This is a genomic window from Actinomadura rugatobispora (genome assembly GCF_042656285.1).
GTDB classification, from domain to species: Bacteria; Actinomycetota; Actinomycetes; order Streptosporangiales; family Streptosporangiaceae; genus Spirillospora; species Spirillospora rugatobispora.
The window spans coordinates 40392-65253 of sequence record NZ_JBHSON010000009.1; the positions used below are offsets into that span (position 1 = coordinate 40392).

25 protein-coding genes and 1 pseudogene are annotated in these 24862 nt (G+C 72.0%); 14 read left to right on the forward strand and 12 right to left on the reverse strand.

Features of this window, described 5'->3' with window-relative positions:
- The first annotated feature begins 6 nt into the window (after window positions 1-6).
- The 5 genes from ACFPZN_RS08350 to ACFPZN_RS08370 all read left to right on the forward strand — a co-directional run bounded on the left by ACFPZN_RS08350 (window position 7) and on the right by ACFPZN_RS08370 (window position 6259).
- The gene (locus ACFPZN_RS08350) at window positions 7-1026 is read left to right on the forward strand and encodes an LLM class F420-dependent oxidoreductase (RefSeq protein ID WP_378281236.1); all 1020 of its coding nucleotides are present in this window, start codon (window positions 7-9) and stop codon (window positions 1024-1026) included.
- The gene (locus tag ACFPZN_RS08355; protein ID WP_378281237.1) at window positions 1023-2642 is read left to right on the forward strand and encodes a class I adenylate-forming enzyme family protein; all 1620 of its coding nucleotides are present in this window, start codon (window positions 1023-1025) and stop codon (window positions 2640-2642) included. The genes ACFPZN_RS08350 and ACFPZN_RS08355 overlap by 4 nt, the downstream gene beginning before the upstream one ends.
- Complete coding sequence (locus ACFPZN_RS08360) at window positions 2639-3682, forward strand: phosphotransferase family protein (RefSeq protein ID WP_378281238.1); 1044 nt, start codon at window positions 2639-2641, stop codon at window positions 3680-3682. Before ACFPZN_RS08355 ends, ACFPZN_RS08360 begins: the two co-directional genes overlap by 4 nt.
- 40 nt (window positions 3683-3722) lie before the next feature.
- A complete protein-coding gene (locus ACFPZN_RS08365; RefSeq protein WP_378281239.1) occupies window positions 3723-5453 on the forward strand; it encodes a class I adenylate-forming enzyme family protein in 1731 nt (576 codons plus the stop codon).
- Between the two features lie 128 nt (window positions 5454-5581).
- Entirely contained in the window at window positions 5582-6259 is a 678-nt protein-coding gene (locus ACFPZN_RS08370; RefSeq protein ID WP_378281240.1) for a TetR/AcrR family transcriptional regulator, read from the forward strand.
- A 673-nt stretch (window positions 6260-6932) separates the two neighbouring features.
- Here ACFPZN_RS08370 and ACFPZN_RS08375 read toward each other — a convergent pair.
- Both ACFPZN_RS08375 and ACFPZN_RS08380 read right to left on the reverse strand, forming a co-directional pair.
- Window positions 6933-7085: a hypothetical protein gene (locus ACFPZN_RS08375; protein WP_378281241.1), complete on the reverse strand. Its 153-nt coding sequence runs from the start codon at window positions 7083-7085 to the stop codon at window positions 6933-6935.
- Window positions 7069-7578, reverse strand: coding sequence for a hypothetical protein (locus ACFPZN_RS08380; protein ID WP_378281242.1), 510 nt, complete (start codon window positions 7576-7578; stop codon window positions 7069-7071). The genes ACFPZN_RS08375 and ACFPZN_RS08380 overlap by 17 nt, the downstream gene beginning before the upstream one ends.
- Before the next feature lie 175 nt (window positions 7579-7753).
- On the opposite strand from ACFPZN_RS08380, the gene ACFPZN_RS08385 reads away from it, so the two are divergent.
- The 6 genes and pseudogenes from ACFPZN_RS08385 (at window position 7754) to ACFPZN_RS56760 (ending at window position 13057) form a co-directional block, all read left to right on the forward strand.
- Window positions 7754-8908 carry a CaiB/BaiF CoA transferase family protein gene (locus tag ACFPZN_RS08385; protein WP_378281243.1) on the forward strand — a complete coding sequence of 385 codons (1155 nt, stop codon included), beginning with the start codon at window positions 7754-7756 and terminating at the stop codon, window positions 8906-8908.
- Window positions 8909-9013: 105 nt separating this feature from the next.
- On the forward strand, window positions 9014-10603 hold the full coding sequence (locus ACFPZN_RS08390; RefSeq protein ID WP_378281244.1) for an AMP-binding protein: 1590 nt from the start codon (window positions 9014-9016) through the stop codon (window positions 10601-10603).
- Window positions 10600-11445, forward strand: coding sequence for an enoyl-CoA hydratase/isomerase family protein (locus tag ACFPZN_RS08395; protein WP_378281245.1), 846 nt, complete (start codon window positions 10600-10602; stop codon window positions 11443-11445). Before ACFPZN_RS08390 ends, ACFPZN_RS08395 begins: the two co-directional genes overlap by 4 nt.
- Window positions 11446-11624: 179 nt before the next feature.
- Entirely contained in the window at window positions 11625-12050 is a 426-nt protein-coding gene (locus ACFPZN_RS08400) for a VOC family protein (protein ID WP_378281246.1), read from the forward strand.
- 147 nt (window positions 12051-12197) lie between these two features.
- A pseudogene (locus ACFPZN_RS56755) lies at window positions 12198-12548 on the forward strand (aldo/keto reductase); the annotation flags it as partial.
- Between the two features lie 95 nt (window positions 12549-12643).
- Window positions 12644-13057, forward strand: coding sequence for an aldo/keto reductase (locus tag ACFPZN_RS56760; RefSeq protein WP_464044056.1), 414 nt, complete (start codon window positions 12644-12646; stop codon window positions 13055-13057).
- Window positions 13058-13149: 92 nt separating this feature from the next.
- Here the strand turns inward: ACFPZN_RS56760 and ACFPZN_RS08410 are convergent, their stop codons facing one another.
- Window positions 13150-14034 (reverse strand): oxidoreductase, encoded by an 885-nt coding sequence (locus ACFPZN_RS08410; protein WP_378281247.1) that lies wholly within the window; start codon window positions 14032-14034, stop codon window positions 13150-13152.
- Window positions 14035-14097: 63 nt separating this feature from the next.
- Between ACFPZN_RS08410 and ACFPZN_RS08415 the strand changes: the two genes are divergently transcribed.
- Together ACFPZN_RS08415 and ACFPZN_RS08420 are read left to right on the forward strand one after the other, a co-directional pair.
- Window positions 14098-14703 carry a TetR/AcrR family transcriptional regulator gene (locus tag ACFPZN_RS08415; protein WP_378281248.1) on the forward strand — a complete coding sequence of 202 codons (606 nt, stop codon included), beginning with the start codon at window positions 14098-14100 and terminating at the stop codon, window positions 14701-14703.
- 244 nt (window positions 14704-14947) lie between these two features.
- On the forward strand, window positions 14948-15736 hold the full coding sequence (locus ACFPZN_RS08420) for an IclR family transcriptional regulator (protein WP_378281249.1): 789 nt from the start codon (window positions 14948-14950) through the stop codon (window positions 15734-15736).
- A gap of 93 nt (window positions 15737-15829) precedes the next feature.
- Here the strand turns inward: ACFPZN_RS08420 and ACFPZN_RS08425 are convergent, their stop codons facing one another.
- The 9 genes from ACFPZN_RS08425 to ACFPZN_RS08465 all read right to left on the reverse strand — a co-directional run bounded on the left by ACFPZN_RS08425 (window position 15830) and on the right by ACFPZN_RS08465 (window position 23653).
- Window positions 15830-16579, reverse strand: coding sequence for an SDR family oxidoreductase (locus ACFPZN_RS08425; protein ID WP_378281250.1), 750 nt, complete (start codon window positions 16577-16579; stop codon window positions 15830-15832).
- Window positions 16580-16682: 103 nt separating this feature from the next.
- Entirely contained in the window at window positions 16683-17594 is a 912-nt protein-coding gene (locus tag ACFPZN_RS08430) for a beta-keto acid cleavage family enzyme (RefSeq protein ID WP_378281251.1), read from the reverse strand.
- A 29-nt stretch (window positions 17595-17623) separates the two neighbouring features.
- Window positions 17624-18256: a dihydroxyacetone kinase subunit DhaL gene (gene dhaL, locus ACFPZN_RS08435; RefSeq protein ID WP_378281252.1), complete on the reverse strand. Its 633-nt coding sequence runs from the start codon at window positions 18254-18256 to the stop codon at window positions 17624-17626.
- Window positions 18253-19263 (reverse strand): dihydroxyacetone kinase subunit DhaK, encoded by a 1011-nt coding sequence (locus ACFPZN_RS08440; RefSeq protein WP_378281253.1) that lies wholly within the window; start codon window positions 19261-19263, stop codon window positions 18253-18255. The genes dhaL and ACFPZN_RS08440 overlap by 4 nt, the downstream gene beginning before the upstream one ends.
- Window positions 19263-20138, reverse strand: coding sequence for a hypothetical protein (locus ACFPZN_RS08445; protein ID WP_378281254.1), 876 nt, complete (start codon window positions 20136-20138; stop codon window positions 19263-19265). Before ACFPZN_RS08445 ends, ACFPZN_RS08440 begins: the two co-directional genes overlap by 1 nt.
- Window positions 20126-21034 (reverse strand): beta-keto acid cleavage family enzyme, encoded by a 909-nt coding sequence (locus ACFPZN_RS08450; protein ID WP_378281255.1) that lies wholly within the window; start codon window positions 21032-21034, stop codon window positions 20126-20128. Before ACFPZN_RS08450 ends, ACFPZN_RS08445 begins: the two co-directional genes overlap by 13 nt.
- Window positions 21031-21795: an SDR family NAD(P)-dependent oxidoreductase gene (locus ACFPZN_RS08455; protein ID WP_378281256.1), complete on the reverse strand. Its 765-nt coding sequence runs from the start codon at window positions 21793-21795 to the stop codon at window positions 21031-21033. The genes ACFPZN_RS08450 and ACFPZN_RS08455 overlap by 4 nt, the downstream gene beginning before the upstream one ends.
- The gene (locus ACFPZN_RS08460; RefSeq protein ID WP_378281257.1) at window positions 21792-22343 is read right to left on the reverse strand and encodes a VOC family protein; all 552 of its coding nucleotides are present in this window, start codon (window positions 22341-22343) and stop codon (window positions 21792-21794) included. Before ACFPZN_RS08460 ends, ACFPZN_RS08455 begins: the two co-directional genes overlap by 4 nt.
- Window positions 22340-23653, reverse strand: coding sequence for an MFS transporter (locus ACFPZN_RS08465; protein ID WP_378281258.1), 1314 nt, complete (start codon window positions 23651-23653; stop codon window positions 22340-22342). The genes ACFPZN_RS08460 and ACFPZN_RS08465 overlap by 4 nt, the downstream gene beginning before the upstream one ends.
- Before the next feature lie 326 nt (window positions 23654-23979).
- Between ACFPZN_RS08465 and ACFPZN_RS08470 the strand changes: the two genes are divergently transcribed.
- Complete coding sequence (locus ACFPZN_RS08470) at window positions 23980-24696, forward strand: hypothetical protein (RefSeq protein WP_378281259.1); 717 nt, start codon at window positions 23980-23982, stop codon at window positions 24694-24696.
- Window positions 24697-24862 lie beyond the last annotated feature (166 nt).

Below are 24862 nucleotides of genomic sequence, written 5' to 3' on the forward strand. Positions count from 1 at the left end.
CCGGCGGTGAGCCTCAGCGGGGCCGATGAGAGCCTGGACCAGGTCGGCGGCCTGGTCGAGCAGTTCACCGCCGCCGGCTACCGGGAGCTGTGGACCAGTGAACTCACCGGGTCCGACGCCTTCGCTCCGCTGCTCGCCGCCGCGGCGGGCCGGCCGTGGCTGCGGCTCGGCACGGCCGTCGCCGGCGTGTTCACCCGCTCGCCGGGGCTGCTGGCGATGCAGTCGCTGAGCCTGGCCGAGGCCAGCGCCCATCCGGTATTCGTCGGCATCGGAGCCTCCAGCCAGGCGATGGTCACCGGCTGGCACGGGGTGCCCTACGCCAAGCCCTACACGCGGGTCCGCGACACCGCGCGCTTCCTGCGCCGGGCGTTCGAGGGCGACCGTGTCACCTTCCGCTCCGACAGCTTCGACATCGACGGTTTCCGGCTGGCGCGGACACCTCCGCGGCGGCCCCGCGTCCTGATCGCCGCGCTGCGGGAGAGGATGCTCCGCCTGGCCGGAGCCGAAGCCGACGGCGTGGTGCTCAACTGGCTCAGCCCTGGCGACGTCCAGCGGGTGGCGCCCCTGGTCCTGGACGGCGACCCCGACGCCGACATCGTCGCGCGGCTGTTCGTCGTGGCCGCCGCCGACCGGCAGGCCGCGCGCGACCACGCCCGCAGGTTCGTCACCGGCTACCTCACCTCGGGCGTCTATGCCGCCCATCAGGTCTGGCTGGGCCGCGGCCCGGCGCTGGAGCCGATGTGGCGGGCCTGGCAGGCCGGAGACCGGAAGGCCGCGCTCGCCGCCGTACCCGACCATCTGGTCGATGATCTGTTCCTCACCGGGGACGAGGCGCAGGTTCGGGCGGGGGTGGCCGACTACATCGCCGCCGGGGTCACCCGTCCGGTGATCTCGGTGGTCGGGCCGGATCCGGATCTGGCCCGCGGGCTTCTGCTGCGGCTGGGCGCGGCCGTTGACGCCGCTCCCGGGCCGGCGCACAATAACCAACTAATTGGTGGAAAACGAGGGAGGCGGCCAGCGAGATGAGCGTCGCGGAATCGCAACGTCCCGGCACGGAGAGCGGCGGCCCGCAGCGCGTCGGGCTGCTGGCGGAGACGGTCGGAGAGGCCCTGCGGCGGCAGGCGCGGGACCACGGGCACCGGCCGGCCGTCCTCTGGGAGGCCGGCGAGGTGGTGCGCCGCCTGACCTACACCGAACTGGAGGCCCGCGCACAGGCGGTGGCGCACCTGCTGGGCGGCGCCGGCCTGGTGGTGGAGGACCGGGTCGCCGTGTGGGGCGCCAACTGCGTGGAGTGGGTGCTGCTGGAGTACGCCTGCGCGCTGCGCGGCCTGGTTCTGGTGCCGCTGAACACCGCATGGACCGACGAGGAGACCGCGGCCGCGCTGGACCTGGCCGAGCCGTCGATGGTGTTCACCGGCGCCGACGGCCGCGGGGCGCCGCTGCGGGAACGGGCCGAGCGCTTGGCGGGCACCTGCCCGGTCCGCCCGCTGGCAGGACTGCTGGAGTGCCCCGAGGCGAGCCCGACCCGGGTCACGGTCGGCCCGGACGCCCCGTTCCTGATGCAGTTCACCTCCGGGACGACCGGCAGGGCCAAGGGGGCGCTGCTGAGCCACCGTTCCGTCCTCAACGCCGCCCACCTGCGGGAGCGGCGCGATCCGGCCAGCGGCGGCGTGTGCCTCAACAGCGTGCCGTACCACCACATCGGCGGGTCGCTGTACGTCGTGCTCGGCGCGCTCACCGGCGGCGGCGCCTTCGTCGTCGTCGACAGGTTCGACGCCGACCAGACCGTGCGGCTGCTGCCGCTGGCGGGGGTGACCCACCTGGGCGGGGTCCCCATCATGATCGAGCGAGTTCTGGACCGGCCGGGACTCGCCGCGGCGGCCGGTTCGGTCACGACGGTGGCGCTGGGCGGCGCCGACATCAGCCCCCGGCTGATCGACCGCGTTCGCGACGAGCTCGGCGCCACCGTGCTGACCACCTACGGCCAGTCCGAGTGCCCGATCATCACCTGCAGCACCCCTGGCGACGACCCCGTCGCCCTGGCGACCACGGCGGGGCGGCCGGTGGAGGCGACCGAGGTGCGGATCATCGACCCCCGGACCGGCGGCGTGGCCGGCCCGGGGGAGACCGGCGAGATCCTCGTGAGGTCCCCCCTGGTCATGCGGGGCTACCACCGGGCGCCGCAGCGCACCGCGGAGGTCCTCACCGGCGACGGGTTCCTGCACACCGGCGACCTGGGCCGCCTGGACGCCGACGGCAACCTCACCATCCGCGGCAGGATCCGCGAGGTCATCATCCGCGGCGGAGAGAACATCTACCCGGCCGAGGTGGAGGCCGCGCTGGCCCGGCACCCCGCGGTGACCGCCTGCGCGGTCGTCGGTGTCACCGACCCCTCCTGGGGCGAGGTCGTCGGAGCGAGCGTCATCACCGCGGGCCAGGCGGTCCAGGCCGCCGAACTCGAAACGTTCCTGGCCGAGCGGATCGCCCACTTCAAGGTCCCGCGCCGGTGGCGCTTCGTCGAGGAGCTGCCCATGACCGCCGCAGGCAAGATCCGCCGCGTCCAGGTGAAACAGGAGATGAACGACCAGGACCCGCACGACCCGGACACGCCCCGGGACACCGCCGAACGGCGGGCGCGGTGAGCGAGCCCGCGGTCTCCCTCACCGATCAGGCCCCGCCCGCGCTGACCGCCTGGCTCGTCGGCCGGCTCGCCGCGGCGGAGCCGCCGCTGGTGTTCACCCGCATCGCCGGCGGCTACTCCATGCTCACCTGGCGGGTGGAGGACCAGGCGGGAAACACCTGGGTGCTGCGGCACCGGCCGCCCGGCGTCCACCAGGGCCGCGCGCACGACACCGCCCGCGAGGCCCGCGCGATCGGTGCCCTGGTCGGCACGCCGGTGCCCGTGCCCCGGCTGCGGGCGGTCGGCACCGACGACGACCCGCTCGGGCTGTCGTGCCATGTCACCGATTTCGTCCCCGGGCACGTTCTGGCGGACGCGCGGGCCGCCGAGACCTGCCTGCCCCCGCAGGCGCTCGCGGCCGCGTCCAGGAACATCGTCGGCGCGCTCGCCGCGCTGCACGCCGTCGCCCCCGACGCCGTCGGCCTGGGCGATCTGGGGCCGCGCGAGGGCTACGTGCAGCGCCAGTTCCGACGCTGGAGCGGAGTGGTGGACGGCCTGGCACTGGATGACACCGGCGTGGTCGCACTGTTCACCCGGACCGGCCAACGGCTGCGCGGCCTCACCCCGCGCGAGCAGGCCGGCCGTGTCGTGCACGGCGACTACCGGCTCGGCAACGCCATCACCGGCCAGGACGGCACCATCCGCGCCGTGCTGGACTGGGAACTGGTCACCCTCGGCGACCCGCTGGCCGATGTCGGCATGATGGCGGCGTTCTGGGACCCGCCCGCCGCGGCGATGCTCGGCACCACGATGCCGACGGCCGCGCCCGGGGCCATCAGCGTCGACGAGGCGCTGGACCACTACGCCCGCCTGTCCGGCAGGGACCTGGACGCCATGGCGTTCTACCAGGCGTTCGCCTGCTGGAGACTGGCCGCGACCGGGCTGCGCGGCTGGGCCCGGTACGAGTCCGGCGCGATGGGCCAGACCCACGACACCACCAAGTTCCTCACCGCCGCCGCGACATGGCTCGAACGGGCGGATCAGTTGCTGGCCCGGCGATGAGCCGTCTCCGCAAGCCGATGAAAACCAGGGCAGGAGGGACATGACCGGAGCGGCCGAGGCGCCGGGCGAGGGCGTGGTCGGGTCGGGGCCGATCACGGTCGGCGCGGCGCGGGCGACGCTGACGGCACCGGGCGCGGCCTACGAACTGCACGAGGTCGTCGTCGCGGGCAAGTCGGTCCACTGTTACCGCAACGCCCCGCCGCACCTGCGCGCGGTCTTCGAGTCGACGCGCGAGTACGGCGATCGCGACGCCGTCGTGTACGAAGACGAACGTCTCACCTACGCCCAGCAATACGCCGCCGTCGCCCGCACGGCGACCACCCTGCGCGAGGGATTCGGCATCGGCCGGGGCGACCGGGTCGTGCTGGCGATGCGCAACCTGCCGGAGTTCGTGATCGCGTTCTGGGCCTGCCAGGTCATCGGCGCGGTCGCGGTACCGCTCAACGCGTGGTGGACCGGGCAGGAACTGGCCTGGGCGATCGCCGACGCGGACCCTGCCCTGGCGGTCATGGACGGCGAGCGGTGGCGGCGGCTGCGCGACGCCGGATTCCCGATGACCGGCCTGCCGGTCGTGGTCACACGGGCGGAGGAGGATCTCGCCGGCGCGATCCCCTGGCGGGAGATCGTGCCCGACCACACCGGCACCGGCGAACTGCCGGACTGCGACATCGGCCCGGACGACCCCGCCACGATCCTCTACACCTCCGGAACCACCGGCAGGCCCAAGGGCGCGGTGGGCACGGGCCGCAACCACTGCTCCCTGCTGATGGCCGCCGGATTCCAGGGCGAGGTCGGCCGGCTCACCCAGCCGTCCCCGCCGCGGCGGGAGCCGTCGCAGCCGGCGCTGCTCAACCCGTTCCCGTTCTTCCACATCGGCGGCCTGTCGTCGATGTACCTGGCGGGCTCCGGCGGGGTGAAACAGGTCCTGATGTACAAATGGGACACCGCCCGGGCGCTGGAGATCTGCGCACGCGAGCGCATCACCAACCTGGCGGTGGTCCCGACGATGCTGCGCCGGATGCTCCAGGGGCTCGCCGCCGAGACCTACGACCTGTCGGCGGTCACCGCCATCGGGATCGGTGGAGCCCCGGGAGCTGCGGAGCTGTCCGACGCCGCCGCCGCCCGGTTCGGATCAGGTGTCTCGATCAACCACGGCTACGGGCTCACCGAGACGACATCCTCGGCCTGCCAGCACAACGGCGCCTCGTTCGCGGCCCGGCCCGACAGCGTCGGCCTGCCCACCCCGGGCACCGCGATCCGCATCGTGACCGAGGACGGCACGGACCGGCCGGCCGGTGCGGCGGGGGAGATCTGGGTGCGGGGCCCGCAGGTCGTCGCCGGCTACTGGAACGACCCCGCCGCCACGGCGACGGCGTTCCAGGACGGGTGGTTCCGCGCCGGAGACATCGGCGCGCTCGACCAGGAGGGCTACCTGACCGTCCTGGACCGGGCCAAGGACGTGATCATCCGCGGTGGCGAGAACGTCTATCCGGCCGAGATCGAGGCCGTCCTGCACGACCACCCGGCAGTCCAGGAGGCGGCGGTGGTCGGGCTGCCCGACCACGACCTCGGGGAGATCGTGGCCGCCGTCGTGGTCCCTGCCGGGAGCGCCGCCGTGACCGGCGAGGAACTGCGTGAACACGCGCGCCGCGGCCTGGCCGCCTTCAAGGTCCCCGCCGTCGTCGTCGTGCGCGACGCGCCACTGCCCCGCAACGCGACCGGCAAGATCCTCAAGCGGCTCCTGCGCGAGGAGCTGGCCGCGGCCGGGTGACGGCCGGTCGACGCCGCAGGCGGTGTATGATATCCACCAGCTGGTTGGGAAAATGTATGCTTCCACCGACCGCGCCCCGGCTGGACGGCGCGGTCGGGCATCCGCGGCGCCTTGTCAGGAGGGGTTTCGTGCCACGACCGTCCCGGAGAGCGGATGTGTGCGCCACGGCGGCGCGGCTCTTCCGCGAGTACGGATACAGCTCGGCCACCATGGACCTGATCGCCGACGAGATCGGGCTCAACAAGGGAACGCTCTACCACTATTACCCGTCCAAGAGCGCCATCCTTTACGAGCTGCTGTCAAAGCAGGTCGACGGCACTCTGGAGTTCATCGCCAAGGTCCCCTCCGAGGGCACCGCCACCGAGCGGATGCGTGAACTGGTGCGGCTGCAGGTCGAGCATGTGTCCGGCAAGCACGACGAGGTCGTGGTGTTCTTCCAGGAGCTGCCCTGGATCGAGAAGCACCTCGAGCCCGCGCAGGCGGCGGATCTGCGGCGCCGTGTGCGCAAGTACGAGCACTTCAGCAAGCAGCTGATGACCGCGGGCGTCCGGTCGGGGGAGTTCCGGCCCATCGACGTGGGCATGATCATGCCGTCGATCGTCGGCATCCTGGCCTATGTGCCCGTCTGGTTCCGGGCGGCGACGGGCAAGGCGCAGGCGGCGCTCGTCCAGGAACTGACCGATTTCGTCATGTACGGAATCCTCACCCCCGCGCTCGCGGCGGCCGAACCGCTGTCCGCCGCCGAGGGCGGCCGGCTCCCCGCCGCAGGCCGGGGGCGCTCCCCGAAGCAGACGTCCAGCTCCTGACCTCCGCGGCAGGCTCAGGGCGCGGCGATCCCGATCCGAGTTCTCGCGGTGGTCGCTATCGCGCTGCCCCGCGCCGACGAGCGGACGGTGAGCGGGCCGCGCGATGACGTGCGGCGATCTGTCTTGACCGTGGTGGGGTGCCGCGGACATCTTCATTACCAACTGGTTGGTGGGGGACCCGCGAGTGCCGCGTTGTCGCCCCCGAGTGAGCACGGGGTTCGTTCGATCGAGCGACGTGAGTAACTGCGGCCGTGACCAGCGCCCACGACGAGGCCGATGAGCCGAAGGCGGGTAAGCGCAAGATCGCGTAGTTCGGCGAGGACGACGCCGTCCAACGCGCCGCTCTGGGCAGCCGGACGGTCAAGGTCGGCGGCGCCCTGCTTCGTGCCCGGCGACGGCCCCTACGCCTGCCGGGCGGGCCCGGCGGTGTCGAAGTGAGCGAGTTCCATGAGGTGCCCGGCTTCGAGGTGATCTTCCTTCGAGCCGTTCGCGGTGCTCAGCGAGGGAGGTGGCACGGGAGCGGGCGCGGACCCGCCCGCAATGGAGCGACAAGCTCGTTCCCGGTGTGACCCCGCGGCTCGGCGGAGCAGGCATGAGCCGCGGTGGCCTGGGCGGCGAACGGTGCCCTGTCCGGTGCCGTTTCTGGTGCGTGCCCCGCATCCCGCGGCGGGCGTCACGGCTGGTCGGGCCGCAGCGTCAGGAACAAGGCGGTCGCCTCCGCGCAGAGCCGGTCTCCGTGGTGCAGCGTCCCTCGCAGGTGCCACTTGCGGCCCTCCACCCGGGCGACCGTGGCCTCGACGGTGAGCGGTTCACCGAGCGGCGTCACGCTGCGGTAGTCCACCGACAGGTTCGCCGTGCGGGCAAGGGGGTATGTCTCCGCAGCTCACGAGACGGCCGAACATCTCGTCGAACAGCAGGGCGACGCCGCCGCCGTGCGCGGCGGCGTTGTTGCCGGAGTGGAACCGCCCGAACCTGGTCTGGCCGGTCAGGGTCCGCTCGGTGACCGTGGTCAGGTGCACCGGGGGACTGAAGGTCTGGCCGCGGGTGGGGTCGAGCAGGAACCGGCCGAACAGCTGGTCGGCGTCGCCGGCCTGGGACCGGGCGAGCAGCGTCGTGGCGCGCTGGACCAGGGCTCTGATCTCCGTCACGGCCTGCTGCGGTGGTGAGCCGGCCGCGAAGGCGTCCTGGAGGGTGGCCATCTCCCGCACCAGGTCGGCCCACCCCGGGGCGGCCTGACGCATCGCCCGGGTGCTCCAGTCGCTCCAGTGCCGGTTCAAAGGAAGCTCGACGTGCGGCTGCTGGGTGTCGGTCTCGGCCATCGGCGCGCCTGTCGGTTGCTCGGCTGCGCGGATACAGCACGCCCAGGTTAGCAAGCCAACTAGTTAGTTGATGTCCTGGAATCGAGAACATTCATCCCAGCAGTGATTGCCAGCACTCCCCATGCTTGATGTAATCAACTCGATGGTTGGTCATGGTGGAGGAGGCGACGTCTCGATGACAGGGCAGGCCACAGGTCCGCTGGCGGGTGTGCGGGTCGTGGAGATCCAGGCGATGGGGCCCGGCCCGTTCTGCGCGATGCTGCTCAGCGATTTCGGCGCCGAGGTGATCCGCGTCGACCGTCCCGGCGCGGTGGACGACGCAGACCCCGCCGAGCAAGCCGCCGATGTGCTGTTCCGGGGCCGCCGCTCGGTCGCGGTGGACCTCAAGCGCCCCGGCGGCGTCGAGCTGGTCCTGCGGATGGTCGACCAGGCCGATGTGCTGATCGAGGGCTACCGGCCCGGTGTCATGGAACGCCTCGGCCTGGGCCCGCAGGAGTGCCTGGCGCGCAACCCGCGCCTGGTCTACGGCCGGGTGACCGGCTGGGGCCAGGACGGTCCGTGGGCCGGGCAGGCGGGTCACGACATCAACTACATCGCGCTGGCCGGGACGCTGTGGCCGGTCGGTCGGGCCGGCGACGCACCGGTCCCGCCGCTGAACTACGTGGGGGACTTCGGCGGCGGCGGCATGCTGCTGGCGGTCGGGATCTGCGCGGCGCTCGCCGAGCGCGCCTCCTCCGGCCGCGGCCAGGTGGTGGATGCGGCCATGGTCGACGGGGCGGCTCTGCTCAACACCTTCATGTACGGGATGCGGGCGATGGGCCGGTGGGGCGACGAGCGCGGCACGAACCTGCTCGACACCGGCGCGCCGTTCTACGAGGTGTACGAGACCGCCGACGGCGGATGGGTGTCGGTCGGGGCGATCGAGCCGAAGTTCTTCGCCGAACTGGTGGAACGCCTCGGCCTGGATCTGGACCCGGCGACTCAGTACGACCAGGCGTCCTGGCCCGCCCTGCGCGGCAGGCTCGCGGCCGTCTTCCGCACCCGCACCCGCACCGAGTGGACCGAGGTGTTCGCCGGTTCCGACGCCTGCTTCGCCCCGGTGCTGACGCCGTGGGAGGCGCCGCGGCATCCGCACAACGCGGTGCGCGGCACCTTCACCGACGGCTTCGGCATCACCCAGCCCGCCCCGGCCCCGCGGTTCGGCCGCACGCCCGCCGCGATCGCCGGGCCTCCGCCGACGCACGGCCAGCACACCGAGGAGATCCTCGGCGAGCTCGGCTTGGACGCCGCCGACATCGCCCGGCGTCGATCGGCCGGCGAGATCGCCTGACCCGGCAGGGCCGGCACCACTCCGGCAGCGGCCGGTGCCGTGCCCGGCAGCGGCCTGCCGGGACCTGGCCGGCCCAGGGACGCGTACGAGGAACGAGGAACGCTCATGACACCCCAGCACCCCACCCCGGCGGCCACTGTCGACCAGGCTTTCCGTGAGCGCGTCGCCGCCGAGCCGGACACGCCGTTCGTCAAATGCGGCACCGGCTGGCTCACCTTCGCCGAGCTCGACGAGCGCAGCGACCGGCTCGCCGCCGGGCTGGCGGCGCTCGGCGTCCGGCGCGGGACGATGGTCGCCACGATCCTGCCGAACCGGATCGAGACGGTCGAGATCCTGCTGGCCGTCGCGAAACTCCGGGCCGTCCAGGTCCCGCTGAACTACTGGCTCAAGGGCGAGTTCCTGGAGTACCAGCTCGACGACTGCGGCGCGAGCGTACTGATCACCGACGGCCCGGGCCACGCGGCGGCACGGGACCCGCTGGCGGCCACCGGCATCCGCCACACCGTGACCGTGGACGATCCGGAACCGGGCTTGGTCGCCTACACCGACCTGCTGGGGGAGCGCCGCACCTTCGAGCCGGGCGCGGAGCCCGGCGACCTGTTGTCGATCATGTACACCTCCGGGACCACGGCCGCGGCCAAGGGCTGCATGCTGTCGAACGGGTACTACGTGTCGGTCGGGCGCGCCTACGGGATGCGCCGGTGGTGCCTGCCGGGCGACCGGATGTACACCGGCTTCCCGATGTTCCACACCAGCGGGCAGATGGTCGCGTTCATGACCGCCCTGGTGAACGGCGCCTCGATCAGCATCGCGCCGCAGTTCCACGCCTCCAGCTTCATCGCCGACGCCGTCGCCGACGGCGCGACCACGCTGGTGGGCGTCGGCGTGATGGGCAACCTGCTGCTCGCCCAGCCGACCGGCCCCGCCGACGGCGCCCACCCCTTCCGGCTGGCGGTCTGGGTACCGATGGGCGAGGCCGAGCAGCGCCGGTTCCAGGAGCGGTTCGCCACACCCGTCATGTCCGAGGGCTACGGGCAGACCGAGTGCGTGCCGATCACGGTCAGCGCCCCCGACGGGCCACGTGCCCGCGGCACCTCGGGGATGATCTCGCCCCTGCTGGAGGTCGCGATCGTCGACGACGGCGACAACCCGGTCCCGCTCGGCCGGCCAGGTGAGATCGTCGTGCGGCCCAAGGTGCCCAACGCGATGTACAGCGGTTACTGGCGCAAACCGGACGCCACCCAGGCGGCCTGGAGCAACCTGTGGCACCACACCGGCGACTTCGGGCGGATGGACGCCGACGGCTTCGTCACCTTCGTCGACCGCAAGAAGGACGTGCTGCGGCGGCGCGGGGAGAACGTCTCGGCGCTGGCGCTGGAGAACGTCATCCGCGGCCACCCCGCGGTCGCCGACGTCGCGGTGTCCCCCGTCCCCGGCCCCTTCGGCGACGACGACATCAAGGCCAGCATCGTCCTGGCCGACGGCGCGGACCTGGACCCCGCCGAGTTCTTCGAGTTCGTCCGCGGCAAGGTCGCCTACTTCGCCGTGCCCCGGTACGTCGACATCCGCGACTCGCTCCCCGTCAACGCGCTGAGCCGGGTCATGAAGCACCTCCTGCGCGAAGAGGGCGTCACCGACACCATGTGGGACCTGGAAGCCCAAGGTCTCGTCGCCACCAAAGGGGAGAACCCGTGACACACCGGCAACAGGCCGACGTGGTCGCCGAACGCCACGGCGGTGTCGTGCTGCTGCGTCTGAACCGGCCGCATCGGCACAATGCCATCGGGGGCACCATGCTGCGCGACCTGGCCGCGGCGTTCGAGGAGGCGGGAGCCGACGACACCGTCCACGTCGTGGTCACCACCGGCACCGGCACCTCCTTCTGTGCGGGAGCCGACGCCGCCGACCTCGGCTCGGACGCACGGCCGCCGGCCCGTGACCTGCTCACCGGCACCAGCGTGGGGGGCGACAACGGCCTGCCGCCGCTGTCGGCGCACGGCCGCGACCTGGACGAACTGGGCAACTCCGGCCGCTGGACACTGCGGATGTGGGAGCTGGACAAGCCGACGATCGCCGCGGTCAACGGCTCGGCCGTCGGCGGAGGGTTCGGTATCGCGCTCCTGCACGACATCGTGCTCGCCGGGGAGTCGAGCCGGCTCGGCACGGGCTTCGCCCCGCTGGGGCTGACCGCGGAACTGGGCATCAGCTACCTGCTGCCGCGCCTGGTCGGCATGGCCGCGGCGGCCGACCTGCTCTTCAGCGGCCGGCTCGTCACCGCGGCCGAGGCCAGGGACCTGCGACTGGTCCACCAGACGGTGCCCGACGACGAGCTGCTGGAACGGGCGATGGAGCTCGCGCAGCGGATCTCCGCCATGCCGCCGCTGGGGGTCCGCTCCAGCAAGCGGCTGCTGCGCCGGTCGATGGGCAACGACCTGACCGATCAGCTCCGGGCCGAATACGCGGCCCAGTTGATGCTCTTCGACCACCCCGAGACACACACCGCCCTGGACCAACTCGCCGCCCGCCTCGAACGCTAGACGCCCCGCCCAGCCCCTGCTTGTTGCCGGAGTCAGAAGTGCCATGCGGCTCGCGGTAGCGGCCACACCCTGGCCGCTTCCCCTGCCACTGTGATCGCCGAGCCGGGCGGCGGCGGTTCCGCCGAGAACCGGAACGCGCGGCGCCCGCACACGACGAATGCGAAGGCAAGGAGCCGATCATGTCCATCAGCACAGTGACCCACCTGAACTTCCGGGGTGACGCCCGCGCGGCGCTCGGCTTCTACCAGTCGGTGTTCGGCGGGGACATGGTCACGGTCACCTACAAGGACGCGGGGAACGTCCAGGAGCCGTCCGAGGCGGACCAGGTGATGTGGGGGCAGGTGGCCGCCGGCAGCGGCTTCCGGGTGATGGCCTACGACGTGCCCTCGCAGTTGCCGTGGCACCAGGGGGAGAACGCGTTCTTCGTCTCGGTGCGCGGTGACACGGCCGAGGAGATCACCGCGTACTGGGAGAAGCTCTCCGACGGCGCGACCGTGGTGCAGCCGCTGGGGCCCGCGCAGTGGGCGCCCCTGTACGGGATGTGCAAGGACCGGTTCGGTGTCACCTGGGTCCTGGACGTCGTCAGCGAGTACAACGCCGCCTGACCGCGTCGCGACGATCAACGCCTGCCCGCCACCCCACCGGGAGGCGGGCAGGCCGCGGCCCCTCCCGAAACAAGGAACCCGGTAATGAAGGCGCGCGCACTCGGCCGGACCGGCATCCAGGTCAGCCCCTACTGCCTGGGCACCATGATGTTCGGCCGCTTCGGCAACCCCGACCCCGACGACTGCGTCCGGATCGTCCACCGGGCCTTGGAGGCCGGGATCAACTTCGTCGACACCGCCGATGTGTACGGGCCCGCCGGAGTGTCGGAGGAGATCGTGGGCAGGGCCCTCCAGGGCCGCCGCGACGACGTCGTACTGGCCACCAAGGTCGGCGGCTCCATGGGCGAGGACCCCAACCGCTCCGGCGGCTCCCGGCGCTGGATCGTCACCGCGGTCGAGAACTCGCTGCGGCGCCTGCGGACCGACCGCATCGACCTCTACCAGATTCACCACCCCGACCCGCAGACCGACATCGAGGAAACCCTCTCCGCGCTGACCGACCTGGTACGCAGCGGCAAGGTCCGCGCCATCGGCGCCTCCAACACCCGGCCTCGCAGATCGTCGAGGCGCAGTGGACGGCCGAGCGGCGCGGCCTGGAGCGCTTCCGCACCGAGCAGCCCACATACTCCATCCTCAACCGCGGCATCGAGCGCGAGGTCCTGCCCGCCTGCCGGCGCCACGGCATGGGCACGCTGGTGTGGGGTCCGTTGTCCATGGGCCTGCTCACCGGCCGCTACCGCAAGGGCGGGCCCGAACCACGGACCGAACGGATGCACTGGGTGCCCCGGCACCTGACCGACGAACGCAAACTCGACGCCGTCGAACGGCTCATCCCACTGGCCGAAGAAGCCGGGATGCCGCTGACCCACCTCGCGATGACCTTCGCCATCACCCACCCTGGCGTCACCTCGGCCACCCGCCGACGTACTGGTGCCCGACGCGGTCGCTCACCTGTGCGGCCTGCCAGGCTGTGTCTCCAGGTCCCGGTCTACAGCGCTCGCATGTAACCGGGCCTTGGCGAGCGAGCGCGCATCGCTCTCGTCCTCTTGACACCGAAACCGTTCCGGGCGGGTGCCAGTCCGGGGGCGATGGACACAGATCAGGTGGTGTGGAGAAGGTGGCCAGGGAAGGCGACTCCGGTGAGTTCTTCGGAGACTTCCCACAGGCGGTGTGCCGTCTCGGCGTCTTGTGCCCTGGGCGAGCGGCCGACCAGCTTCGGCGCGCCGCGTCCCTCAAGGAAGCCGCTGGGGCCTGCGTAGCCGTTGCCCGGGATCTCCGCCACGGCGGCGTACAGCGTTGGCAGAGCGCCGTCGTCGTCGCTCTGCGCGAGGAGGGTGAGCGCCGGCTGCACGAGGCGCAGCCTGTCGGACCGGAGCAGGTTCGTGGCCGCGAGGCCGGGGTGTGCGGCGGTCGCGATCACCGGTGAGCCGGCCTGGTCGAGCCGGCGCTGGAGGTCCGAGGTGAACAGCAGGTTGGCCAGCTTGGACTGCGCGTACGCGGCCATCGCCCGGTACGGCCGACGCTCCCAGTTGAGGTCGTCGAAGTCGATCGAGCCTCTCTTGTGAGCGTTGGAGGAGACGGTGACGACCCGTTCCCGGATACGCGGCAGGAGCAGGTTCGTCAGCGCGAAGTGGCCCAGGTGGTTGGTGCCGAACTGGAGCTCGAAGCCGTCGGCGGTGCGGGAGAACGGCGGGATCATGACGCCCGCGTTGTTGATCAGTATGTCGACGGGCTCGGTGAGGTCCTCGGCGAACGCGCGGACCGAGGAGAGGTCGGCGAGGTCGAGCCGCCGGACCTCGATGTGGCCGGTCATCGAGGCGGTGGCCGCGCGCCCCTTGTCCAGGTCGCGTACGGCGAGCACGACGCGCGCGCCCTTGGCGGCGAGGACGCGGGCGGTGACGCGGCCGATCCCGCTGTTGGCGCCGGTGACGACGACCGTACGACCCGTCATGGAGGGGACGTCCGAGGCAGAGAATGTTCTCATGGCCTACAAAGTAGTCACCGACAACAATGTAGTCAACGAAAACACTTCTGCTATCTTCGTGCCATGCCAGACGCGAACGGGGAGCGGCCGTACCACCACGGCAACCTCCGGGCCGCACTGCTCGACGCTGCCCAGCGCGGCCTGCGGGAGCGCGGCGCGGACCAGTTGTCGCTGCGCGACCTGGCCAAGGAGGTCGGCGTCAGCCACGCCGCGCCGCGCCGGCACTTCCCCGACCGCCAGGCGCTGCTCGACGCGCTCGCCGAGGCCGGGTTCGTCCACCTGGACGCGGCACTTCGCACCGCGTTGGCGGGTGCGGACGAGGGCTTCCCCGCGCGCCTCCGGGCCACCATGACGGCCTACATCCGTTTCGCCACCGAGAACGCCGCGCTGCTGGAGCTGATGTACACCAGCAAGCACCGGCCGGGGGCGACGCAGGTCGTGAAGGCGGCCGAGGCGCCGTTCGGACTGATGGCCGAGCTGATCGCTCAGGGGGAAGAGCAGGGCGCGCTCGACGCCGCTGATGCCGAGCGGATCGGGATCGTCCTTTTCGCGACCGTCCAGGGCATCGCCTCGATCATCAACGGGAATTTCGTCGAACCAGAACTGCTGGACGGACTCGTGGAGACCGCGGCCGAGCAGTTCCTGCGCGGCGCCCGCCCGCTTACCTGAATGCGGGGCATCGACCGGCGGCATGCCCTACGGCGTTCCCCGCTACACACTTGGTCGGAGCCCGCTGGGGCCCTCTCCCAGCACTGCGGGCCGCCGCTGATAGCCGCCGGGCGTCCAAGCCGCCCGCCGGCCGGGGTGTTCCTCGCCCGCAGGCTCGCCGCCGGACGCGGACACGGCACATGAGACCGACGACGACGATCAAGGAATGTTGACCCGCGGGATCACCGGGAGGGACGATGGGAGGGTGAGTCCCGCTCATCGGAACGAAGGCGAGATCTCCGCGGTGGGACGCGCCGCGGCGCTGCTGAAGGAGTTCCGCACCGGAGACGGGACCCTGACCGCGGCCGCGCTGGTCAGACGGACGGGCCTGCCGAAGTCGACGGTGCACCGGATGCTGCGTGAGCTGGTGCGGGTCGAACTGCTCGAACAGGTCGGCGGTACGTACCGGCTCGGGTTGCTGGTGTTCGAGCTGGGCCGCAGGACGCCGCGGGAGAGCGGGCTGCACGAGGCCGCCCATCCGCACATGGCCGCGTTGCATGAGGCCACCCGGCACAATGTCGGCCTGGCCGTGCTCGCCGACGACGACGTCGTGTACGTGGACATGTTCCGCGGCCGGGACGCGCCGCGGCTTCCGCAGCGGACCGGCACCAGATGGCCCGCACACGCGAGCTGCTCCGGCAAGGCGATCCTCGCGTTCTCCGGTGCCGAAGGGCCGGGGACCGGGCCGCTGCGGCGGTTCACCGAGCACACGATCATCGACCGGGACGCCTTCGCCGCGGAGCTGGAGCGGGTACGGCGCCGTGGGGTCGCCTACGACCTGCGGGAATCCTTTCCGAACGTGGTCGGGGTGGCCTCGCCGATCATGGGCGCGGACGGGGAGGTCGCCGGGGCGCTGTCGATGTCCGGGCTCGCCGGGCGGATCAGCCTGACCCGCGTCGAGGCGGCCGTCCGGGCCGCCGCCCTGGCGGTGACCCGGCGGCTCGCCGGGGAGCGCCTTCCCGCCGCTCATCCCCCCAGCCGATCGACGCGGTAGTCATCGGCGGGGCCGGTGCGCGGGCAGGACGAACACCGCCCGCCGTCCGGCCACACGATGCCTGGCCGGTGATGCGGTGACCGGCCCCGTGGCTCAGCCGCGGCCGACGAACGGCATCTTCGTCGCGGTGATGGTCATGAAAAGTACGTTGGTGTCCAGCGGCAGCGCGGCCAGGTACAGAACCGCCCGGGCCACGTGCTCGGCGTCGAAGGTCGGCTCTGGGGCCGTCCGCCCGTCGGCCTGCTGCGCGCCCTCGGCGATGCCCGCGGTCATCTCGGTGGCCGCGTTGCCGATGTCGATCTGCCCGCACGCGATGTCGTGGGCCCGGCCGTCCAGCGCGATCGACTTGGTCAGGCCGGTGATGGCGTGCTTGGCCGCGGTGTAGGCGACGCTGCGGGGCCGGGGGGAGTGCGCGGAGATCGAGCCGTTGTTGATGATCCGCCCGCCCTGCGGCCGCTGCCGCCGCATCAGCCCGACGGCGTGATGCGCGCACAGGAACGCGCCGGTCAGGTTGGTGCCGACGGTGTGCGCCCAATCCTCGGGTGAGATCTCGTCGACGGCCCCGGACGGCCCGAACGTTCCCGCGTTGTTGACCAGCAGGTCGATCCGGCCGTGGTGGCGTTCCACGGTCTGAAACAGAGCCGCCACCGAGTCCGGCGAGGTCACGTCGGTCGGCACCACCAGCGCGGCCCGTGCCCCTTGCGCCGTCTCCCGCAGCCTCGCCGAGCACGTCAAGCGCGGTGTGCTGGAGGCCGGCGGGTTCCCCGTGGAGTTCCCCGTCATGTCGCTGGGCGAGACGATGCTGCGCCCCACGTCCATGCTGTTCCGCAACCTGGTCAGCATGGCTTCATCCACGACCGGTGGACGAACGCGTTGGCGTCCGATCCGGCGAACCATTCACGCGAACGCAGGGGCGGCATGTCGTCGGCTCCTTCCCGGACGTCCATCAGGCGACCTCCCCAGCGGGGTCGCGGGGAGGGGCGGGCAGGCCGAGGATCTTCCGTGCCTCGGCCGGGGTCGCCGGTTCCATTCCCAGGTCGTGGATGATCCGCACGATCCGTTCGACGAAACGGACGTTGTCCGCCGTCCGCCCGGGCGCGTACCGCACGTTGTCCTCCAGCCCCACCCTGACGTGGCCGCCGAGCAGCAGCGCGTGCGTCAGCCCGCGGGTCTGCTCGGGCCCGGCGACGGCGACCGAGAAGACGCTGCCGGCGGGCAGCAGATCGACCATGTACTGCAGGGTCCTGGGCGAATAGGGCATCGCGTTCTGGAAGACGTGCTGGAGGCCGAGCACGATGTTCACCAGATGCGGCGCGTCGTCGAAGCCCTCCGCGATCAGGGTGGTGACGTCCTGCGCGAGGTGGGCGGGATTCAGCGCCTCCCACTCGGGCTTGATCCCCTTCTCCCGCATGAGACGGGCCAGTTCACGGGCCCGGGACGACGGGGTGTCCATGAGGACCTCGGCGCCGCCCGCGGTGGCGTACGCGGTGAACGCGTCGAGCGTGCAGGTCTCGGCGCCCCCGTCCAGTCCCCGCAGGCGCTGTTCCCAGTCCACCACCGCACGGCCGTCGGCGGTCTCCCGGACCATGTCGCCGTTGACGCCGCCGCCGGTGGAGTTGTTGATGACGATGTCGCACCGTTCGCGGACGAGCCCGTTGATGAGGCGGTACGTCGCCGCGTCGCAGGTGGCCTGCCCGTCGGGTCGCCGCGCGTGCAACGCGGCCATGCTCGCCCCCGCGTCGTGGCAGCGGCGCACGTCTTCGGCGATCTCCTCGGGCCGCACCGGCACGTACGGGTTGTCCGCACGGGTCAGGAAGCCGCCTGTGGGGGCGATGGTCACGATGACCTTTCCGGCCATGGTCCTTTCCTCTGTGTCGTTGTTCATGTTCACGCGTCCGGCTCCGGCGCCGCCTCGAAGAAGAGCGCGACGGTGAGCGCCCCCGGATCGACCACGCCGCGCGCGTGCTCGCCGACGTAGCTGGCGCGGCCCCGCACCGCCACGAGGTGGCGGGTGGATTCGGCGCCCTCGCGGGCGGCGGCGGCCGCCCGCGACAGCGCCTCGGCGACCTCGGCGTCCCGGTCCGCCTCCGCGCGCAGCGCCTCGACCGCGGGCGCCATGGCGTCGACCATCGTCTTGTGCCCGACCTCCGCTCCGCCGAGCCGCTGCACCGTGGCGACCGCGGCGGCGGCCGCTCGTGCCAGCACCGCCGTGGTCACCTCCCCGCCCGCGGACCCCTTGGCGAACTCGCGGAACCACATCCCGAACAGCGGGCCGCTCGTACCGCCCGTCTGCAGGAACCCTTCGGACAGGGCAGTGAAGACGCCCGCAGCCGAGTCCGGTGCGCCGCCGTCCAGCAGGTCCGCCACCCGGCGCAGCGCGAACCGCATGTTCGTGCCGAAGTCGCCGTCACCGGCCCGGCGGTCGAGTTCGGTCAGCTCCTCGCCGCCGCGCCGGACCGCCTCGGTGAACCTGCCGGTCCAGGCCAGCGCGTGTTCCGCGGTGAGCGTCCGCCCGGTCATCGCCCGCCCCAGTTCAGTGCCGGGGTGCGCACCGGGGCGTCCCACAGGTCGAGCAGTTCGTCGTCGGCGCGTACCAAGGTGATCGACATTCCCTTCATGTCCAGGGCCGTGACGTACGGGCCGACCAGGGACCGCACGACGGTGATCCCGAGCCCGTCCAGCAGCCGGGTGAGCTCCCGGTGGGCGGCCGACAGTTCCAGGCCGTGCGTGCCGCCCAGGCCGTTGACGATGGCGATGACGGACGCGCCGCGCGCAAGCCCGAGCGCCTCCACCACGGGGCGCGCGAGCTCGGCGACGAGTTCGCGGGCGGGGCCGCGCGGGCGCCGGCCGACGCCGCGCTCCCCGTGGATGCCGACACCGAACTCCACCTCGTCATCGGCGATCTCGAACGAGGGCCGCAGCCGCCCGGGATGGGTGCACGCCTCCAGGGCCAGTGCCATCGTGCGGGCCGCACCGGCGACCCTGCGGCCCAGCACCGCGACCTCCGCGAGCGTGGCGCCCCGTTCGGCGGCGGCGCCGCAGATCTTCTCCACCGCCACCACGGCGGCCGTTCCCCGGCGGCCCGGGCCGTCGCCGTCCGGCCGTTCGGTGGCCAGGTCGTCGTCGACCAGCACGGTCTCGACCGCGATGCCGTCATCGGCGGCCAGCTCGGCGGCGATGGAGAAGTTCAGGACGTCGCCGGTGTAGTTCTTGACGACCAGCAGCGTGCCGAGGCCGCCGCCGGCCGCCCTGACGGCCGCCCGGATCTGGTGGGCGGTGGGGCTGGCGAAGACCGCCCCGGGGACGGCGGCGTCCAGCATGCCGGCCCCGACGAACCCGGTGTGCAGCGGCTCGTGCCCCGAGCCGCCGCCGGAGACCAGCGCCACCTTGCCCCTCGTGCCGTCCGCCCGGACCACGTATGCCGGGTCGAAATGGACACGGACCAGGTCAGGGTGGGCGAGCGCCAGGCCCTCCAGCGCCTCGGCGACCAGGTCGTCGGGGTCGTTGACGATGTGCCGCGACGGCATCAGCCCTCCCTCCGCTCGACGAAACGGCGGACCGCGTCCGCCACCCGGGTCCCGGCCTCGAACCCGGCGGCCCGCGCGGCCTCGTTCACATGCGAGATGACGCCGCTCTCCCACAGATCGGGGCCGTCGCTGATGGCCGCCGACAGGTGGGAGGCGGCCACGCCCGGCAGGCCGGCCCGGTCCATCAGCGCCAGCCCGGCGATCCCGGCCTCGTCCTTGCCGACGCCCGCGTCGTTGAACACCGCGCAGGCGCACCCGACGAGGACGGCGATCCGCCCGGACTCCTTGCCGCCGTTGGAGGCCGCCACCACCACGTGGCCGCGGTCGCCGTCCCCGGCCTGCGACATGCTGTCGAGCAGGACGACGCCGCCACGGGGGCGGTCCACCACGACGATCCGGCGCAGCTCGTCGCCGCCCTCGCCGGCGCCGGCGCGGCGCTCGGCGGGCGATGCCGTGAGGTGCTCGATCAGGCCGCGGGCCTGTTCCCGCAAGGGCAGGCCGTGGCGCACTCCGGCGGCCCGCGCCGGATCGTTCACGAAGGTCACGACGCCGTTGAGCCATGCGTCCCTGCCGTCACCGATACGAGCCGAGTCGTGTCCCACCGCGATCCCGGCGATGCCGTCGGCGCCGACCGCACGCAGCCCGGCGATCCCGGCGCCGTCCTTGCCGACGCCGGCGTCGTTGCACACGACGGCGGCCACCCCGGCCCGCCGGGCGTACTGCCCGGCGCTCGCCCCGCCGTGCGAGCCCGTCACGATCACCTCACCGGCCAGCGCGAGGGAGGCGAACGCGATGGAGTCCATGGTCAGGACCCGGATGCCGTGCGACTCCAGGACCGTCTCGGGTTCGGTGCCGTACTCGTTCACGACGAACAACGCGCGCTCCCTGTGCCGCTCGGGCCGAGCCCGAAGATCTCGCGGGCCTCGTCAGGTGTGGCCACCTCGCGGCCCGCCCTGGCGGCGAGCTCGGCGACCCGCGCGACGAGTTCGGCGTTGGACGGATGGCCCAGTTCCCCGTAGTGGTGGTCGCCGACGCCGATGGCCACGTGACCGCCCAGCCCGATCGCCGCCTCCGCGACGGGCAGCACGTCGCCGCGATGGGCGGAGACGATCCACTCGATCCGCCGTCCGGGAGGCAGGAAGGCCAGCTGCGCGCGCAGGCCCTCCGCCGTGGCCGGATGCGCGGCGGTGAACTCCGGGCCGCCGAGGACGAACACGACCGCGCCCGGCTCGTCGAACTCGCCCGCCTCCAGATGGGCGAGGATCGCACGGGTCCAGCTCACGTTGAACGAGGCCAGGTACGGTTTGAGCGCCAGCTCCCGGGCCCGCCGGAACAGGCGCCGCTGCGTGGCGGTGCCGTTGACGTAGACCCGGTCCTCGGTGCGGAAGCGCGCCGCGTCCGGATCGAAGAGGTCCATGTTCGCCGACCCCATGTCCATGACGAGGAAGTCGGCGCGGGTGACCGGATCGCCCGCGGTCCCGGCCACGTTGGCGAGCCGCTCCTCCACCGTGCCGCCCGGCGCGTTGGCCATCGACGGCGCCAGCAGGATGTCGCAGCGGCTCCGCACCCGCCGTGCGATCTCCGCGTAGGCCGCCGCCGAGTGGTCGGCGCCGCCCTCCGGCGTGCGGGCGTGGTAGTGCATGAGGGAGGCGCCCGCGTCCGCGCATTCGGCCGCGACCCGGGCGATCTCCTCGGGCGTCCAGGGCACGTCGCCGTTCGGCTCGCGCATGGTGTTCTCGTTCGGATGGACGCCGATGACGAGTTTGTTCATCCTTCCCTTCCTCGAGTCGGTTCCGGCCGCCAGCCGGCGCCCGCCAGCTGCCCGCCGTCGACCCCCCAGATCTGGCCGGTCACGAAGGCGGCGCCGTCCCCGGCCAGGAACGCGATCACCGCCGCGGTCTCGGCGGGGTCGGCGTACCGGCCCAGCGGGATCGCCTTCAGGACGGCGCGGCGGATCTCGGGCGGCTGGGCCACCCGCACCAGCGGGGTGTCCGTGGCGCCGGGCGCCACGCAGTTGACCCGGACGCCGCTGGGCCCGAGTTCGACGGCCATCACCTTCGTCAGCGCGATGACGCCGCCCTTGGACGCGCTGTAGGCGGAGCGATACGGCCCGCCGCGCAGCCCCGACACCGACGAGATGTTGACGATCGACCCGCCGCCGCGAGCCGCCATGCCTCGTGCGACGGCCTGTCCCATCAGGAACGTGCCGGTCAGGTTCACTTCCAGCGTCCGGCGGAACGACTCCGGACCGGCCTGCAGGAACGGCCCGTTGTCGACGATGCCCGCGCAGTTGACCAGGGCGTCGACGGCACCGAACTCGGCCTCGGCGGCACCGACCGCGGCGGCGACGGCCCGCGCGTCGGTCACGTCGAGCACGATGGCGCGCACGCCCTCGACCTCCTGCCCTGCCTGCCGCAGCGCGGTCCGGTCGAGATCCGCGATGACGACGTTCCAGCCCTGGTCGCGAAGGGCGAGGGCGGTCGCCAGCCCGATCCCGGACGCGCCGCCGGTGACGAACACCGTGCCGCTCATCGTCGGTCCAGCAGGGCCGCCATCGGGCGGACCGGGTCGGTGCCGTCCCAGGTACGGGCCGCCTCCTCGACGGCCTGGAACAGTGCCCCCTTGCGCCCGCGGGTCTCCGACAGCTCGATGACCGTTCCCGGGTGGTCCTGCACCGTGAAGTAGGCGAAGCGCTCGTCCGGTGCGCCGCTCCCGGACCTGCCGGACTGCAGGACCTCCAGGCCATGCCGCCGGGCCCGGGCCATGTCGGCGTCGAACGCGGTCGTCCAGAAGGCCACGTGCTGCAGGCCCTCGTGACCGGCGCGCAGGAAGTCCCGGAAGGCCGACGGCTCGTCATTGGTCTGCTGGATCAGCTCGATCTGCACCCCGCCGGTGTGGGCGAGCGCGACGCGGATGCTGGGTGCGGCGGGCCGCCCCCGGTATTCGAAGTCGTTCAGCGGCTGGTCGTCGATGAGGAAGAACGGGCCGACGCCCATGACGTCCGTCCAGTGCGTGAGCGCCCGCTCGACGTCCTTGACGACGAACCCGTTCTGCCGCAGCGGACCGAAGATCCGGCTCACACCGCCTCCTTGGCGGGGACGGGCCCCGTGCCCCGCTCGATGCCGGCACCCCGCCCGGAGCGGCGGGTGAGCAGCAGGACGATGACCGCGGCCACGACCATCACGGCCCCGAAGGCGGCGACCGCCCCGACGAAGCTGCCCGTGGAGTCCTGGATGATCCCCGTCACCTGCGGGCCGAAGTAGCCGCCGACGTTGCCCATCCCGTTGATCACGCCGAACCCGGCGGCGAGAGCCGCGCCGGTGAGGAAGCTCGACGGCATCGTGATGAAGACGGCCAGCGCCGTGTACAGTCCGATGCCCGCGACGCAGAACCCCGCCATCGCCACCACCGGGGAGTCCAGGAACACGGCGGCGACGGCGAATCCGGCGGCGGAGGTCCCGGCCGCGACCGCGAAGTGCACGCCCCGTTCCTGCCTGCGGTCCGAGCGCCTGGTCCACCACAGCATCGGGCCGATCGCCAGCATCGGCGGCACCGCGACCAGCCATCCGGTCTGCAGCGTCGTCAGCCCGAACTCCTTGATGATCTGCGGTAGCCACAGCTGGTAACCGTTGAGGCTGAAGGTGACGCAGCAGAAGACGACGATCAGCGTGAGCACCCGCGGGTGCGACAGCCCCTGCCGGAACGAGTGCCCGCCGGTCCGGCCGGTCCGCTCGCTCTCGGCGTCCAGGGTGCGCTGCAGCCAGGACCGCTCGGACGGGCTGAGGAACGTCGCCTCCGCCGGTCGGTCGCGCAGCACCCGGTAGCAGATCGGGCCGAGGACGACCGCCGGGATGCCGGTCACGACGAACAGCCAGCGCCAGCCTGCCACGCCCGCCAGCCCGTCCATGGCGATCAGCACGTGGGTGCACAGCGGAGAGGCCAGCGCGGACAGGCAGATGAAGGTGACGATCCACGACATCGCGGCACCGCGCTCGGCCTTGGGGAACCAGCGCGACACGAAGTACAACATGCCGGGGGAGAAGCTCGCCTCGGCGACGCCGAGCAGCAACCGCATCACGGTCAGGCTCAGTTGCCCGGTGACCAGCGCCATGGCCATGGTGACCAGACCCCAGCTCACCATGATCCGCGGGATCCAGACCCGTGCGCCGATCTTGGCCAGGATGTAGTTGCTCGGCGGCTCGCAGAGCGTGTAGCTCCAGAAGTAGACCCCGGCGGCGAACCCGAACGCCGTCGCGGAGATCCCGAGCTCGTCGTTCATCGTCAGCGCGGCGATGCCGATGTTCTGCCGGTCGACGTACAGCACGATGTAGCACAGCCCGATCAGCGGCATGAACCGGCGGGTCACCTTGCGCAGGACCGTGCGCCTCATGTCGGCGGCTGCCGTTTCATGGCTGTCATGCGCTGCTGGACGAGCGGAACGCCCATGGTCTCGTGGCACAGCACTCACCTCGATGGAGTGGGGTGGGATACGGAAGCGGTGCGCAAGAGCGACCCTCCTCGAAGCGGGGCTGTGGCACAACGCACCCGTCCCGTTGATCGGCACGCGATCGAACTCACCCCTCGGACGCGCCGGCCTGGCCGCCGGATACGGCGAGACCAGAGAGGGAGCCTGCTTGCTGCGCGGCCTCGAGCTCCGCGGCGAATCTCCCGAAGATCATCGCTCAACCCATCACCGTCCCTCCTAGACTTCCGGGAATGGTCGAGCGAATGAGTGTTGAGATCGAGAGACTCTACGAGGTGTTCGGGCGGGTTCCTCGGCCGCTGAAAGTGGAAGGCTGTGCGCATTGCGTGGCGCCCGATGAGGATCGGCCACTGCTCGAAGGGCCGGTGCGGGGTCTCAGCGTGGACGTGCTCCGGCGGTACGCGACGGATGCGCTCATCTTGTGGGGCGACGTGCCGGAACTCCGCTACTTCCTGCCCCGGTTGCTCGAACTGGCCGCGGACAACGAGTTCGACTGGCCCGATCCGGAGATCGTGTTCAGCAAGCTCGGCCGCGGTCGATGGACGGAGTGGGATGACGACGAACGCGCCGTCATTAGCACCTTTCTGACCCGTTGGTGGGAGACCAAGGCAGGCGACGACTGCCCGTGGCCCGACATTGGGACGGTGCTGTGCAGCCTGGGGCTTACCGGGATCGGACTCGTGCCGTTCCTCGATCGATGGGAACGGCTGGAGTCGACCGGCGCGATCCTGAACCTGCACGAGTTCGTCACGACGGGGGTGACGTGGCGGACGACCGGGCCCGAGCTGCGAAACCCCTTCTGGGAAAAGGAGGTCACGGGCTACCGGGATATCGTCGCCTGGCTGGCGGACGGACGCGCGCTCGCCGCGGTCGAGGAGGCCTTTCTCACCGAAACGCGAGAAGAAATGCTCGCGCTATTGGACGAGACCCACTCGCTCCTCGCCGGCTAAGGCTTCGCGGTTCTCCTCCTGACCGCCCGACCAACCCTGCTTCGGTTGGCTCACTTGGATTCGCCGAGCGACGTCGGTTTTCCGGCCACCATGGGGCCGGTGTGGGGATCCCCACCGACTCGGGTGCGCCGGATGTCATCCGGGCCTTGAGCACGGTGCTTCCCAG